The organism is Paraburkholderia nemoris (assembly GCF_905221015.1).
GTDB lineage: Bacteria > Pseudomonadota > Gammaproteobacteria > Burkholderiales > Burkholderiaceae > Paraburkholderia > Paraburkholderia nemoris.
Genome location: NZ_CAJNBO010000028.1, coordinates 87,147 through 101,857 on the forward strand (window position 1 = coordinate 87,147; position 14,711 = coordinate 101,857).

Below are 14,711 nucleotides of genomic sequence, written 5' to 3' on the forward strand. Positions count from 1 at the left end.
GCGGCACGCCGCTTGCTGTCGGTCTGCACGCGCTGCGGCTAGCAAAAGTCCGTGCGCACAGATCGAACAGATTCAGGGAGACGCGATGCTCGATACGCGTGATCGTGCGGCCGGCGTGAGTGCGCGGCCACCGGAAAAAATCAGCAGAACTCGCACTCGCGATTCTCATCAGGCACTCGCCGGAGAGGACGCTATGCGTTCTGCCGAGCCGCTTGAAGATTTTCTGCATGACAGGCATTTCGACGCGAGTGACCCCGCCGCGTTAGGCGATGTTTTGCGTGCATTGATCCGGCGAGGCTATGATCGTTTGCCCTTCGCACCGCTGCCCGGGCACGGGCAGACACTGGTGCGCTGGCGTACCCTCGCCGCGGTCGCGGCGTGCGATCTCGGTCTGGTCAAACTGTTCGAAGGGCACACCGATGCGCTGGCGATTCTCGCCGAGCTGCACGGACCCACGCCGTCTTTGGGTAGCCGCTGGGGCGTGTGGGCCGCGGAGCCGCCTGACACGCGCGTGCGGGCCAGCAAGTGCGTGACTCGTACGGAAACAGAGGATGCCGGGCAACTGTATCTGAGCGGCACAAAAGCCTGGTGTTCGGGCGCGGGCGTAGTCAGTCATGCGCTCGTCACTGCGTGGCTCGACGACGAACCCGTGCTGGCGGCCGTCGCGATGGATCACGCGTCGATTTCGATCGACACATCGAAGTGGCAGGCGATAGGCATGCAGGCAACCGCTAGCGCTGACGTCAGCTTCGACCAGACACCCGCCACACGCGTGGGCGCAGCCCATGCCTACGTGCGCCGGCCGGGCTTCTGGCACGGCGGCGCCGGCATTGCCGCGTGCTGGTATGGCGCCGCCACGCAGATCGGCCGGACGTTGCGCGAAGCGTCCACGCAACGTGCCGACGCACATCGGCTCGCCCACCTCGGCGCGGTCGATGTCGCGTTGGCGGGAGCCGCCGCAGTGCTGCGCGAAACCGCTGCCCATATCGACGCGAACCCGCAAGCCGACTCGCAGCGTGAGGTCATGCGCGCACGCCTCGTCGTTGAAGAAGCGGCGGCGGCCGTGATGTGTCACGCAACGCGCACGCTCGGCGCCGGTCCCTTGTGCCGCGATGGGCGCTTCGCTCGCGCGCTGGCGGACCTGCCGGTGTTTCTGAGGCAAAGCCACGCCGAACGCGATCTTGCCGCGCTCGGCGAGTTGACCGTCAAGGCAACGTTCGACTTCAACGCCGCAGCCGGAGGTGCACCGTGGACGCTCTGACGCGATACATGGAGGGCTGCTGACATGAGCTCTACCGCGGCGTACTTCGATGAACTCTACAAAGGCAGCGACGACCCGTGGAAGTTGCGCCAGGGCTGGTACGAGCACCGCAAGCGTTCGCTCACGCTGGCGCTGTTGCCGCGTCCGCGGTATCGCAACGCGTTCGAGCCGGGCTGTGCGAACGGGGAACTGACGGCTGAACTCGCGACCCGCTGTGATGGGTTACTCGCCGTCGATCTGCACGAAACAGCGGTGCGTCTTGCACGCGAACGTGTTGCCGGTATGCGGCAGGTTCGCGTCGAGCAGTGCACGGTGCCGCACGAATGGCCGACCGCAACGGCACCGTTCGACCTGATCGTCATCAGCGAGTTTGCCTATTACCTTGATGCCGCCGACCTTGAAACGCTGGCCGCGCGAATCGCTGGATCGCTCACGCCGGACGGCACGCTGCTCGCTTGTCACTGGCGCCGTCCGTTTACGGAGGCGCTGGAGAATGCCGATACCGCGCACGCGTTATTCGATGCGCGCTGCGGTTTGACGCGTCTCGCGCATCACGACGAAGCCGATCTGCTGATCGACGTCTGGTCGCGCGATGCGCGTTCGGTCGCGCAGCGCGAGGGGCTTCTATGATCGGTGTGATCGTTCCGGCGCATAACGAAGAGGCGTTGCTGGCGCCTTGTCTTGCCGCATTGATCGAAGCAGCGCGACATGCCGATCTGGCCGGCGAGGTCGTGCGGCTCGTCGTCGTGCTCGACGCCTGCAGCGATTTTTCCGAGGCGATCGTGCGTGCTTACGGTGTCGAGATTTTGACGCTGAAGGCGCGCAATGTCGGTATCGCGCGTGCGACGGGGGCCGACTACCTGCTGGCGGATGGCGCTCGCTGGCTTGCCTTCACCGATGCCGACAGCCGCGTGTCGCCAGGTTGGCTGGTCGCGCAGTTGTCGCTGGGCACGGACGCGGTGTGCGGCTCGATTGCCGTCGACGACTGGACCGCCCATCCGCACAGTGTGCGCGAATATTTTCGCAAGACCTATGTGGACGCGGACGGTCATCGCCACGTGCATGGCGCGAACCTCGGCGTCTCAGCCGAGGCATATCGACGAGCCGGTGGATTTCCACCGCTCACATGCCGCGAAGACGTCGCGCTTGTCGACCGCTTGATCGAAACGGGCGCCAGCATCGCATGGAGCGCCGCGCCGCGCGTGATCACGAGCGCGCGCACGGTGACGCGCGCACGCGATGGTTTCGGCGATACGCTTCTCGCGTGGGCGACCGGGACGGGATAAACGCGCGCGCTAGCCTCGACCGCCTCGCGAGATCTCTTCACCCGCGCGATGCGGCATGCGCAGCGTGACCGGAATCGACGCGAACGAGCACAGGCCCACCACCAGAAACGCGGGCCAGAAATCCGACCACATGATGCCTGGATGTCCGTGCAGCACGCGCGAAATCTGTAGCACGATACCGCCCACCGTCACGCCCAGGCCGAGCGACATCTGCTGCACGACGCTGCCGAGACTTGTCGCGCGGCCCACGTCGCGGCTGGCGATTTCCGCGTAAGTCAGCGAGTTGAGACTCGTGAATTGCAGCGCAGGGAAGAAGCCGCCGAGCAACACCACAAACCAGATGATCCAGGTCGGCGTGCCGGGGAAAAACAATCCGCACGCCGCGATCGCAATCCCTGACAACGCCGCGTTGACCACCAGCACCGAACGGAAGCCGTAGCGATGCAGCACGCGCGAGGCGAACGTACGCATGAACATGCCGCCGAACGCGGACGCGCAGGTAATCAGGCCGGACTCGAACGCGCTCATGCCGTGTCCTTCCTGCAGCATCAACGGCAACAGAAAGGGCAGCGCACCGAGGCCGATGCGAAACAGTGAGCCGCCGAGCACGCTCGCCTGGAAAGTCGGCACCTTGAAGAAGCGCAGATCGAGCAACGGCAATTTCACGCGCTGGGCGTACGCGACGTAGACCACCAGCAGAGCCGCGCCGCTTGCGCACATGCCGAACGCGTCCCGGTTCGACATGAGTTCGCCGCCGACCAGCGACAGTCCGAGCAGAAGCAGCACCGCGCCGGCCGCCGACAGAAAAAAACCGATCCAGTCTAGCGGTCCCGGATCCGGTTCACGCGTGTTGGCGATATACCGGTTGGTCAGATAGATGCCGAGAATGCCGATCGGCACATTGATGAAGAAAATCAGGCGCCAGTGCAGATAGGTGGTGATGAAGCCGCCGAGCAGCGGTCCGGCGGCCGGTCCGAGCAGCGCCGGGACGCTCAGATAGTTCATCGCGCGGATGAAGTCGGACTTGTGTACCACGCGGAAGATGATGATCCGCCCGACCGGCACCATCATCGCGCCGCCGACGCCTTGCACGAAGCGGGCGAGGGTGAAGGTGGCCAGCGAGTTCGACGCGGCGCACAGCAGCGAGCCAGTCACGAAGATGCCGATCGCGGTGCGGAAAATCGTGCGCGCACCGAAACGGTCCGCAAGCCAGCCGCACACCGGGATAAACACACCGAGACCGAGCACGTAGCTCGTTACCGCGATTTTCAGCGTGACCGGATCGCGCCCGAAGTCGCGCGCCATGACCGGCAACGCGGTGACGATCACATTCGCATCGACGCTTTCCATGAACATCGCACATGCGACGATAAGGGGCGCAATCAGGGCTTTCTGAACGACGGTCATGGAGGGGCGGGCGATCTGCGGCGGAAGGCCGCAGGCAAAGGCGACATTATTGCACCTGTACGGTGCGGATGGTTAATAGTGGAGCGCCTGATGCCGACCCTTTTCGAGATTGCGAGGATCGCGGATGTGACCGTCGCACAACATGCCGGCGAGATTATTGATATTTGTTGCGGTGCGGCACGAGAGGACTATAATCGGGTTATTGCCTAGGTATAAACCCTATACAGGAGTCCACCATGAACACCGCTTCCAACGCCGCTGTCCGCACTGCACCCGCCGCTAACACGTTTCTGGGCAAGCTCCGCGCACTGGCTCTGCACGCGCTGAACCTGCATTTGCAAAACTGCGCTGTGATCGCCGAAGCGCATCGCCGTCCGCAGTAAGCATCGCGACGCGCCAGTGTCAGCACGGACGCTTGCATAGCCGGACTGCCGCCAGGGTCACCGCCGTGGCAAGCAACCGGCGGTTTCGACCGTAACCGTATCGTTTAGCGGCTCGGGATCTCGAACACCAGACAGGTCGTCGTGGCATGCGCGTAGAGCGTGCCGTCGGGGCCGACGAGGCGAGCTTCCGCCGTGGCCAGTTGCCGTCCGCAATGAATCACCTTGCCTTCGGCGCGCACGCGTTGCACGCGCGGCGAGACGGCTTTGACGTAATTCACGCTCAGCTCCGCGGTCGTGTAGCCGCGGCCCGGCGGCATCATCGTGTGCACCGAGCAGCCTAGCGCGGAATCGAGCAAGGTGGCGATCCAGCCGCCGTGCACGGTGCCCAGTGGATTCAGATGCTGCGCGAGCGGCGTGCCCTGGAAGACCGCTTGCCCGGCACTGGCTTCGACGATCGTAAAGTCGAGCGTGCGCGCAATCGGGGCGTAGGGCAGCTCCGCGTTCATCATCGCCTGCATGACTTCCAGGCCGGTCTTGCCCGCCACCTGTTCGGGGCTTGCGACGCCCGGGCCCGGGCCGGCGTTAAGCTTCGCCAATACTTCCTGCTCGCGTGCGAGCCAGCGTTCCAGCTGTTGTTCGTTCGTCAATCCGTGTCTCCTGTCCTGAGGGAAGCGTGCTTCGGAATCGATGCATCGTCATCGATTAGAGCACCAAACCGCATCAGGGCGCTGGAGGGCCACCTCTGGATTGCCGGCACGCGCAGAGCCCGTGCGTTACTTCCTGATACGCGATGCAACCACGCGCTGCACTTTGGTCGCTCGCGCGGACAGTGCGCTCATCAGAAGCGCAATCGACACCAACCCGACCAGATACACACCGGCCATCACCCAATCCTGATCTGCCATCATCGTTCTCCTTCAATTGCCAACATTCCCGCCGCGAAAACCCAACATTGCGCCGTGCTCTTGATCTCGATTACGGCACGCGAAGCGAAAATCTTGATGGAGCGAATCAGCCTTTAAAACGGTGCACGATCGAGCGATATCGACCTCATGTCGAATCTTTGTCTCGCGATCTTCAATAAGCGTTTAAAATTCAGCCCCTTGTCGAGCGCAGCGGGCCTCGTCAGCACGTTCAGCACGCCAAGCCAATCGGCAATATCGACCGTTTTATCGGCCATATTGCGCAGCCAAGCGCCTCGTCACGCCGCGAAGCGCGTTCAGTTTCAACGACCGGCCCAGGTTAAAACCCGACGAATTCACTGACATTGGCTGACACTGTCAACCTTTTCAACACTTTGCCGTTATCCATTTGTAATCGCCAAAGTAAGGCGACGCCGTGACAGACGACCCGTCGCCACGACAGCTCTCGAAGGTCCGCATTGACCATGTTCCACCGGTATAACTACAAATTCGACCAGTCAGGCGCGATGTTCGACCGTATATCGAAGACGCTTGGCAAACGGAGCATCCTCTCGCCCCTGCTCGCACTCGTTATTTGCGGGCTGTTGCTGCTCGTCTTGCAACATCTTTCACAAGCGGTCGACTATCGCTCGATCATGCGCCAACTGCGTCACCTGACGGCGGGTGAGTGGGCCGCGGCGCTCGGTGCGACCACGCTCAGTTATATCGCGCTGGTCGGGCGGGACGCAGTCGGCTTGCGCTACCTGGGTGTGGCGGTGCCGCGCGCGGCACTGTGGATCGGCGCGATCGCGGGCTCCGCGCTCGGCAATGCGACCGGCTTCGGCGCGTTGACGGGCGGCGCCGTGCGCGTGCGCGTCTACGGGGTGTCGAACGTCACGCCCGCACAGATCGGCCGCATGACGGTGTTCACGAGCGTCTCGCTGGCGCTCGCGCTGGTGCTGATGACGGCGCTCGGCATGGTGTGCCTCGCCGATTCGCTCGCGGCGATGCTGCATCTCCCGCCGCTCACGCTGCGCTGGAGCGGCGCGGCGCTGCTAGTCGTGCTGGCACTCGGGGCCGCGGCCTGCCGGCGCGACACACGCCCGATTCGTACGCGCTGGCAGTGGCTGTCGTTCGATATCCCGGCGCGCCGCGATCTGCTCGCGCAAGTGGCGCTCGCCGTACTCGACGTGGTGGCCGCGGGTCTCGCGCTGTGGGCGCTGCTGCCGCATGCGGACGTCAGCTTCGTGACCTTTATCACCGTCTATGCCGCCGCGATGCTGCTCGGCATGATCGGCCACACGCCTGGCGGCGTCGGCGTGTTCGAAGCCGCGATGGTGTTCACGCTGAACGGCAGCGTGCAAACGCATCAGATGGTCGCGGCGCTGCTCGCATATCGCGCGATTTACTTCGGCGTGCCGCTGATCGTCTCGGCGGCGTTGCTCGCGGGGTTTGAAGGCCGCGCGTTGAAAAGCCGCTTACCGCTGCGACACGCGGCAGGTGCGTACAAACTCGCGCCGCTGTTCCTGAGCCTCGTGACTTTCGTCGTGGGCGGCATGCTGGTGATTTCCAGCGCGACCCCCGCGTTCTGGCAACGCATCCGGATTTTGCGCGACGTGCTGCCGCTGTGGGTGCTCGAAAGCTCGCAGATGCTGTGCAGCGTGCTCGGCGTGCTGCTGCTGTTCGTCGCGCGCGGTTTGCTGCGGCGTCTTGATGCCGCCTGGTGGATGACCTTGCTGCTGGCGGTGCTGAGCCTCGCGCTCTCGCTCACCAAAGGTCTCGCGTTCGTGGAAGCGAGTGTGCTTGGCATGCTGATCGCGCTGCTGTTGTCCACGCGCCGCCGTTTCAACCGTCATTCGTCGCTGTTTGCCGAGCGCTTTACGGCGGGCTGGCTGGTTTCGGTGGCGATGGTGCTCGCGCTTGCTGTGTGGGTGATGCTGTTTGCGTTCCGCGACGTGCCGTACACGCGCGACCTGTGGTGGCAATTCGCTTTCGACGAACGCGCACCGCGTGCGCTCCGCGCAACCCTGGCCGCCAGCCTGTTTGCCGCCACGTTCTCTTTCTGGCAGTTGCTGCGCCCAGCGGCGGGCCGTTTTGTCATGCCCGCTCCGCAGGATCTGCAGGACGCGGCGCGCATTGTGCGCGCCCAGGAGCGTAGCGACGCCGGCCTCGCGCTGATGGGCGACAAGAGCTTCCTCTTTTCCGAATCGCGCGAAGCCTTCCTGATGTACGCAAAAAATGGCCGCACGTGGGCCGCGCTTCACGATCCGGTTGGACCGCGCGAGGAGTGGGCCGGCTTGATCAGCAAGTTCGTCGCGCTCGCGCATGCGCACGGCGGCCGCGCGGCGTTTTATCAAGTACGCGCCAATGCCTTGCCGCTTTACCTCGACGCCGGCCTCACGCTGATGAAACTCGGCGAAGAGGCCCACGTGGTGCTCGACGATTTCGACCTGAAGGGCTCGCACCGCGCGCATCTGCGCTATGCGCTCAAGCGTGGCGAACGCGACGGCTTTACCGTTGAAGTGATCGATCAGGCCGATGTGCCTGCATCGCTCGAGACGCTGCGGGAGATTTCCGACGGCTGGCTCGATAGCCGCGACGCGCGCGAAAAGAGTTTCTCGGTGGCGGCGTTTACCGACGAATACCTCGCGGCGCAATCCGTGATGCTGGTGCGCCAGAACGGCGAGCCGGCCGCTTTCGTGACCTTCATGACGACCGATATGAACACCGAAGCGACGGTCGGCGTGATGCGGCACGTGGAAAGCGCGTCGCCGTATGCGATGGAATATCTGTTCACCCAACTGGCGCTGCATCTGAAGCAGGCGGGGTTCCGCTCGCTCAGTCTCGGCATCGCGCCGCTCTCCGGCATGCAGCCGACACCGCTCGCGTCGCGCTGGCATCGGCTGGCGGGCATCGTGTGGCGCTTCGGCGGCCGCTTCTATAACTTCCGCGGACTGCGTGCTTTCAAGAGCAAGTTCCAGCCGCATTGGGAGCCGCGTTATCTCGCGGCGTCAGGTTCGATGGGCGTGTTCTTCACGCTCGCGGACCTGTCATTGCTGGCAGGAGGCCGGCGTTCATGACATTGCATCCGTTTTTCAGGCTCGCCGTCGCGGCGGGCCTTGTTGTTGGCAGCGCGGCCGCTTTGGCAGCAACCACCACCGTGTCCGGCGGCCGTTATGGCGACGTGACGGTGACGCAGCCGGCCGGTCCCATGCGGGGCTTCGTGGTGCTTTACTCCGCAGCTAGCGGCTGGAGTGCTGCCGACCAGCAAACCGCCGACGCGCTCGCAAAGGCCGGCGCGTTGACCGTCGGCGTAGATACGGCGCGCTATGCGGCCAATCTGAGCGCGAAAAAGGAAGCCTGCCATCAACTGGTGGGCGACGCTGAAGCCTTGAGCCATCAACTCGAGCGGCAATCGCAATCGAGCCGTTATTTCGCGCCGATCGTCGCGGGTACGGGGCAGGGCGCGACGCTGGCGATGCATGTGCTCGAACAGGCACCGTCGAATACGGTTGCCGGCGCGGTCTCGGTCGATGCGGAGCGCACGCTGGATTCGCGCTTCCAACCGTGCCCGCCGGACCCGACGATCATCCGCGACAAGGTGCCGGGCTTCGTCGAAAAGGCGACCCCTGGCAACGGCGATCGCACGCGGCTCGTGGCGATGGTCACGCCGCATTTGCAGACAGCGTCGACGAACGATGACGACGTCTCCGATCTGCCGCTGATCGAATTGCCCGCAGCGCATCCGAACGGCCTCATGGCGATCGTGATTTCCGGCGACGGCGGCTGGCGCGACCTCGACAAGACCATCTCCCTCGCCTTGCAGAAAGACGGTGTGTCGGTGATCGGTATCGACAGCCTGCGTTACTTCTGGAGCGAAAAGACCCCGGCGCAGACGAGCCGCGATCTCGCGCGCGTGATGCAGACCTATGGCGCGCGCTGGCACGCGGAGCATATTGCGCTCGTCGGCTATTCGTTCGGCGCCGACGTGATGCCGTTCGCCTATAACCGCCTGCCTGAAGCGCTGCGCGCGAAAGTGTCGCTGATTGCGTTGCTCGGTTTCGCGCCCGACGCCGATTTCCAGATTCGCGTGGGCGGTTGGCTCGGTATGCCGGCGAGCGACAAAGCCTTGAAGGTGCAGCCGGAATTTGCACGCGTACCGCCTACGATCGTGCAGTGCTTCTACGGTGAAGACGAGAAGGACACCTTGTGTCCGGCGTTGGCCAACACCGGCGTCGAGGTGATTCGTACGTCGGGCGACCATCACTTCGGCCGCGACTACAACGCGCTGGAGCGGCGCATTCTGGACGCTTTCCGCAAGCAAAGCGGCGTGCGTAACTAAGGATGCTGCGCGGCGCGGCCGCCCTCGCGCGGCCTCTAGACCACGCTGCCCGATGTAGCGAACAGGGATTGACAAAGCCCGTCAAGTCAACGAAGATCGATCGCATGAACTGCCTCGACATCCGTATTGCGCTGATTATTAGCACCATTCATCGAATGGTGGGTTAGCGCGCGTCTGATAGTCTGATACGCAGTGACAAAAACCCGCCCCACGAGGCGGGTTTTTTTATGTCCGCTTTCTGCCTGCCTCCTGGTGATTTCTTTGATGATTTGTCCTTGCCGCACAGGAGCTTGCCTTGCCGTTACACGAACTCAAACAGGTCGTCGAAGCCGCTGATAGCGTCGCGTTGCGCCACGACTACCTGAAGAAAACCCTGACCGCGCGCGTCTACGACGTGGCTCGCGAGACCGAACTCGAACGCGCGCCGAATCTGTCGGCACGGCTGCGTAATCCGGTTTATCTGAAGCGTGAGGACAACCAGCCGGTGTTCTCGTTCAAGGTGCGCGGCGCGTACAACAAGATGGCGCATATTCCGGCGGACGCGCTTGAAAGGGGTGTCATTACTGCGTCAGCGGGCAATCACGCGCAGGGCGTGGCGTTGTCGGCGGCCCGCATGGGCGTGAAGGCGATCATCGTGGTGCCGGTGACGACCCCGCAGGTGAAGGTCGATGCAGTACGCGCACATGGCGGGGCGACCGTCGAAGTCGTGCAGTTCGGCGAGTCGTATAGCGATGCGTATGGACATGCGGTGAAACTGCAGGAAGAACGCGGCCTGACGTTTGTCCACCCGTTCGACGATCCGTACGTGATCGCCGGCCAGGGCACGGTCGCGATGGAGATTCTCAGCCAGCATCAGGGCCCGATCCATGCGATCTTCGTGCCGATCGGCGGCGGAGGACTTGCGGCAGGTGTGGCCGCGTACGTGAAATCGGTGCGCCCGGAGATCAAGGTGATCGGCGTACAGACCGACGACTCGTGCGCGATGGCTGCTTCCTTGAAAGCCGGCGAACGGGTGACGTTGAATGAAGTGGGTCTGTTCTCGGACGGCACCGCGGTAAAGCTCGTGGGCGAAGAAACCTTCCGCCTGTGCCGCGAATATCTCGACGACGTGCTGCTCGTGAACACCGATGCGCTATGCGCCGCGATCAAGGACGTGTTCCAGGACACCCGCAGCGTGCTGGAGCCGGCCGGCGCACTGGCCGTGGCCGGCGCCAAACAGTATGCCGAGCGAGAAGGCATCGAGGACCAGACGCTGATTGCGATCACGTCCGGCGCGAACATGAACTTCGACCGCATGCGTTTCGTGGCGGAGCGTGCCGAGGTGGGTGAAGCGCGTGAAGCGGTGTTCGCCGTAACGATTCCGGAAGAGCGCGGCAGTTTCCGCCGCTTCTGCGAACTGGTGGGCACGCGCAGCGTCACCGAGTTCAACTACCGGATTGCGGACGCGAATTCAGCCCATATCTTCGTCGGCGTGCAGATCCGCAATCGCAGCGAATCCGCGCAGATCGCGGGCGCATTTGAAGCGCATGGTTTTGCCACCGTCGATCTGACGTTCGATGAACTGTCGAAGCAGCACATCCGCTATATGGTCGGCGGTCGCTCGCCGCTGGCGCATGACGAACGTCTGTTCCGTTTCGAGTTTCCGGAGCGTCCGGGCGCGCTGATGAAGTTTTTGTCGTCGATGGCGCCGAACTGGAATATCAGCCTGTTCCACTACCGCAACCAGGGCGCGGACTACAGTTCGATTCTGGTCGGCATTCAGGTGCCGGAGAGCGAGAACAGCGAGTTCGACCGCTTTATCACGACGCTTGGTTACCCGTGCTGGGAAGAGACGCAGAACCCGGTGTACCGCTTGTTCCTCGCATAGAAAGGCGAGTTGCAGCTTGGCAGGAGACGGCGCCTGGCAAAAGACAACAGGCGCCGTTGCTTCGCTTGTTAGCGAGCGTGCTTACCCTGCCAGACTTTGCCGAAATGCACGGACATAAACACGCCTAACAGCAGCGCACCTGCGAACACCGCGAGGCAGTTTGCATTCACACCGATCGTGACAGGCTGCCGCGTGAGCAGATAGAGGCCGGCCAGCAGATTGAAATATCCCCACAGCACGTTGACCAACGGCGACGAATCGCCGACACCCCGCGGTTTCGCGAAAGGTGTCGGAAACGGCTCGCCGCGCAGGCCGCTAGCGAGGTGCGGGACGCAATTGCACAGAAACGCGCCGGAGAAAAACAGGGCGAGATAGCTCATGGGATGGTTTGTCTGGTTAGCGAAAAACATGATCGGGTGGCAAGGGCTGCGCCGCAGTTATGCGAGGGTATCCTCGCAAAAGATAGTAGAGGATGCCCTCGCATATGTCAAACCTGACCGGACCCGACTACGGACGGTGAACAACGGCGCACGCGCTGCGCAATTAGCCTTGGCCGTCTCCAGCCGCGGGGTTAACATGCACGCTGGAATCCACATCACGACGCGAAGCCAGGCTCGCAAGCAAACAGCAGTTAAAACTCACCGATATGGCAACGACACTTTCCAGCGGCGCGCAGGAGCCGAAACGACAACGGGGGCATCTGCGGGTCGCGGCAATCATGGAAGCGGGCGTAGCGGTGTTTACCGAGAAGGGCTACGACGCGGCCACGATGACCGAGATCGCCGCGCGCTCGAACACCGCGATTGGCTCGCTGTACCGGTTTTTCCCGTCCAAAGAATCGTTGGCGGATGCATTGCTTTCGCGCTATGTCGAGGACACGACGAGCAGCTTTACCGCGCTCGCCGATCAGGCGTCGACAATGACTCCAGGACAGCTCGCCGATGCATTCGTCGATTTCATGCTGTCGCTGCAATCGCAGCGCAGTCTGGCTGTTGCATTAGTCGATGCGCGCGGTGGCAGCGACGAGCGGCGCGCACGTTTTCGCGAAACGACGCGCGGCAGCATCGCCACGATTTTGCGTAACGCGATTCCGCATCTGACGAAGGCGCAGTCCGAGACGAAGGCGGTGGTGCTGCTGCATGTCCTCAAAGCAGTCGCAGGGGCGAACGACGAGAAGCCCGCAGTGCGCCGGAGATTGCTTGCCGAGATCAGGAAATTGACCAGGGTTTACCTTGAGGCTGCGGAAAGCGACGCGGACGCTCAACTATCGGTCGAGTAGGCGCAAGCGCCGTCTGGGCAACGGGATGGCGTATTTAGCTGTGCCCAGGCCGCTCGAAACGGCACCTCCGTTATCTCAAAACTAGATACTGCATATCCTCGATATCGCGTTGCGCGATACAGCGCATGATCGTCAAACTGCGTGCATATCAAACGCCGCATTCAGGAGACAACTCATGCGCACCCAAGTTGGCATCATCGGTGCCGGGCCTGCAGGCCTGCTTCTTTCCCATCTTCTTCACCTGCGCGGCATCGACTCGGTCGTGCTCGAATCGCGCACTCGCGAACAGATCGAATCCACCATCCGCGCCGGCGTCCTCGAACAGGGCACGATGGACCTGCTCACCGAGGCAGGCGTCGGCGCGCGCATGAAGGCCGAAGGGGCGCTGCATCACGGCTTTGAACTGGCTTTCGAAGGCAAGCGGCGCCGCATCGATCTGACCGGACTCACCGGCCATTCGATCACGGTCTACGCGCAGCACGAAGTCATCAAGGATCTAGTCGCCGCGCGTCTCGCCGCCGATGGGGCCTTGCGTTTCGGCGTGACGGAGACGTCGCTGCGCGGCATCGATACCGATCAGCCGTCGATCCGCTATCGCCACGAAGGCGAAGCGTGCGAACTGCAATGCGACTTTGTGATCGGCTGCGACGGCTCGCAAGGTGTGTCGCGTGCATCGATTCCGCAGGCATTGCGCAAGGATTTCGAACGCGTCTATCCGTTCGGCTGGTTCGGAATTTTGTGCGAAGGACCGCCTTCGTCGGAAGAATTGATCTACGCGCGTCACGATCGCGGTTTTGCGTTGGTCAGCACGCGCTCGGCGAATGTGCAGCGCATGTATTTCCAATGCGATCCCAAGGATTCCGTCGACAACTGGTCCGACGATCGCATCTGGGCCGAGCTGCACGCGCGCGTCGATTCGCACGACGGTCAGCACATCGTGGACGGCAAGATCTTCCAGAAGAACATTGTCGGCATGCGCAGTTTCGTGTCGGCGACGATGCAACATGGCCGGCTCTTTCTCGCCGGCGACGCCGCGCATATCGTGCCGCCCACCGGCGCGAAGGGCATGAATCTCGCCGTTGCCGACGTGCGTGTGCTGACCCAGGCGCTGAACGCGTTCTACGTCGAAAATCGCACCGATCTGCTCGACAGTTACAGTGCAACCGCGCTCAAGCGTATCTGGCGCGCGGAGCATTTCTCGTACTGGATGACGAGCATGATGCACCGCATTGAAGGTGCATCGCCGTTCGAACAGCAGTTGCAGGTGGCCGAACTCGAATACGTGACCACGTCGCGTGCGGCTGCTACCTCGATGGCGGAGAACTACGTGGGCATCGCTGCGGTATAAGAGGGGCGGCGATCTGCGCGCGCAGCTTTTGTGTCGCCAGCGTTTATAGAATGCGCGCGGGAAATTTTCGCTCGGGCGAACCCCGGCGGGACCCGCGCACTCCTGCAAACCCTTGATGGGCGGGCTTCCGCGATTGTCGTCTCAAAAGCAACACTGAATTCAGGAATGGAGGATTTATCCGCGCCTGATGGACCTCTAGACTGCTTCCACCGACTGCACGATATGTGACGTCTGCAGCGCGTATAAGACATTCTCTAGAGGTGGTTTCATGAAATCGCTCATCAAAGCTGTTGCTATTGCAGTTGTTCTTGGCGCCCCGATCGCTTCGTTTGCGCAATCGAATCAGCCGGCCCCGCAAGACGCGCAGGGCACGCAAGCGCAAGTTTCCGCGCAGCAGGGCACCGCTCAAGCCGATACCAGCGGTTATGGTTCGGCCAGCCGTGGTACGTGGCAAGCAGGTCACGGCAATGACATGTCGGTAAGCTCGTATTCGCCGCCGATCTATAACGCGCGTTAAGGGCTCAACGATAGGGCACAACAGAACACGCGGATCATTGCGGCGCTATCAGGCTCGTTCAGAATCTGCGAGTTGAAAATAAGAGGCCGGTCATCGGAACAAGTCCGATGACCGGCCTT

15 protein-coding genes are annotated in these 14,711 nt (G+C 62.7%); 10 read left to right on the top strand and 5 right to left on the bottom strand.

All coding sequences use genetic code 11. The features are described 5' to 3' along the window. Positions 1-193: 193 nt before the first annotated feature. From KHO33_RS32960 to KHO33_RS32970, 3 genes are read left to right on the top strand one after another with little or no spacing between them, the layout of a single operon-like run. Positions 194-1,261, top strand: a complete 1,068-nt coding sequence (locus KHO33_RS32960; RefSeq protein ID WP_234480722.1) for an acyl-CoA dehydrogenase — start codon at positions 194-196, stop codon at positions 1,259-1,261. 24 nt (positions 1,262-1,285) lie between these two features. Then, positions 1,286-1,891, top strand: a complete 606-nt coding sequence (locus tag KHO33_RS32965) for a class I SAM-dependent methyltransferase (RefSeq protein WP_054039630.1) — start codon at positions 1,286-1,288, stop codon at positions 1,889-1,891. Further along, a complete protein-coding gene (locus KHO33_RS32970; RefSeq protein ID WP_200566812.1) occupies positions 1,888-2,547 on the top strand; it encodes a glycosyltransferase in 660 nt (219 codons plus the stop codon). The genes KHO33_RS32965 and KHO33_RS32970 overlap by 4 nt, the downstream gene beginning before the upstream one ends. Positions 2,548-2,556: 9 nt before the next feature. Here the strand turns inward: KHO33_RS32970 and KHO33_RS32975 are convergent, their stop codons facing one another. Continuing rightward, positions 2,557-3,954: an MFS transporter gene (locus KHO33_RS32975; protein WP_200566813.1), complete on the bottom strand. Its 1,398-nt coding sequence runs from the start codon at positions 3,952-3,954 to the stop codon at positions 2,557-2,559. 236 nt (positions 3,955-4,190) lie between these two features. On the opposite strand from KHO33_RS32975, the gene KHO33_RS32980 reads away from it, so the two are divergent. Continuing rightward, the gene (locus KHO33_RS32980) at positions 4,191-4,337 is read left to right on the top strand and encodes a hypothetical protein (RefSeq protein ID WP_167378516.1); all 147 of its coding nucleotides are present in this window, start codon (positions 4,191-4,193) and stop codon (positions 4,335-4,337) included. 104 nt (positions 4,338-4,441) lie between these two features. On the opposite strand, the gene KHO33_RS32985 is transcribed toward KHO33_RS32980, so the two are convergent. The 3 genes from KHO33_RS32985 to KHO33_RS32990 form a co-directional block, all read right to left on the bottom strand. Beyond that, positions 4,442-4,984, bottom strand: a complete 543-nt coding sequence (locus KHO33_RS32985; protein ID WP_200566814.1) for a PaaI family thioesterase — start codon at positions 4,982-4,984, stop codon at positions 4,442-4,444. A 126-nt stretch (positions 4,985-5,110) separates the two neighbouring features. Then, positions 5,111-5,245: a hypothetical protein gene (locus KHO33_RS42680; RefSeq protein WP_267915510.1), complete on the bottom strand. Its 135-nt coding sequence runs from the start codon at positions 5,243-5,245 to the stop codon at positions 5,111-5,113. 110 nt (positions 5,246-5,355) lie between these two features. Beyond that, on the bottom strand, positions 5,356-5,517 hold the full coding sequence (locus tag KHO33_RS32990) for a hypothetical protein (RefSeq protein WP_200566815.1): 162 nt from the start codon (positions 5,515-5,517) through the stop codon (positions 5,356-5,358). Between the two features lie 249 nt (positions 5,518-5,766). Here KHO33_RS32990 and mprF point away from each other — a divergent pair, with 249 nt between their 5' ends. The 3 genes from mprF to ilvA all read left to right on the top strand — a co-directional run bounded on the left by mprF (position 5,767) and on the right by ilvA (position 11,448). After that, positions 5,767-8,319 (top strand): bifunctional lysylphosphatidylglycerol flippase/synthetase MprF, encoded by a 2,553-nt coding sequence (gene mprF, locus KHO33_RS32995; protein ID WP_234480727.1) that lies wholly within the window; start codon positions 5,767-5,769, stop codon positions 8,317-8,319. Beyond that, entirely contained in the window at positions 8,316-9,581 is a 1,266-nt protein-coding gene (locus tag KHO33_RS33000; protein WP_200566817.1) for a virulence factor family protein, read from the top strand. Before mprF ends, KHO33_RS33000 begins: the two co-directional genes overlap by 4 nt. Before the next feature lie 295 nt (positions 9,582-9,876). Then, positions 9,877-11,448: a threonine ammonia-lyase, biosynthetic gene (ilvA, locus tag KHO33_RS33005; RefSeq protein ID WP_200566818.1), complete on the top strand. Its 1,572-nt coding sequence runs from the start codon at positions 9,877-9,879 to the stop codon at positions 11,446-11,448. A 68-nt stretch (positions 11,449-11,516) separates the two neighbouring features. On the opposite strand, the gene KHO33_RS33010 is transcribed toward ilvA, so the two are convergent. After that, complete coding sequence (locus KHO33_RS33010) at positions 11,517-11,828, bottom strand: hypothetical protein (protein ID WP_054039640.1); 312 nt, start codon at positions 11,826-11,828, stop codon at positions 11,517-11,519. 266 nt (positions 11,829-12,094) lie between these two features. Here KHO33_RS33010 and KHO33_RS33015 point away from each other — a divergent pair, with 266 nt between their 5' ends. From KHO33_RS33015 to KHO33_RS33025, 3 genes are all read left to right on the top strand, one after another. Beyond that, entirely contained in the window at positions 12,095-12,727 is a 633-nt protein-coding gene (locus KHO33_RS33015) for a TetR/AcrR family transcriptional regulator (protein ID WP_200566819.1), read from the top strand. Between the two features lie 175 nt (positions 12,728-12,902). After that, on the top strand, positions 12,903-14,075 hold the full coding sequence (locus tag KHO33_RS33020; protein WP_200566820.1) for a 4-hydroxybenzoate 3-monooxygenase: 1,173 nt from the start codon (positions 12,903-12,905) through the stop codon (positions 14,073-14,075). Positions 14,076-14,343: 268 nt separating this feature from the next. Next, positions 14,344-14,592, top strand: a complete 249-nt coding sequence (locus KHO33_RS33025; RefSeq protein ID WP_200566821.1) for a hypothetical protein — start codon at positions 14,344-14,346, stop codon at positions 14,590-14,592. Positions 14,593-14,711 lie beyond the last annotated feature (119 nt).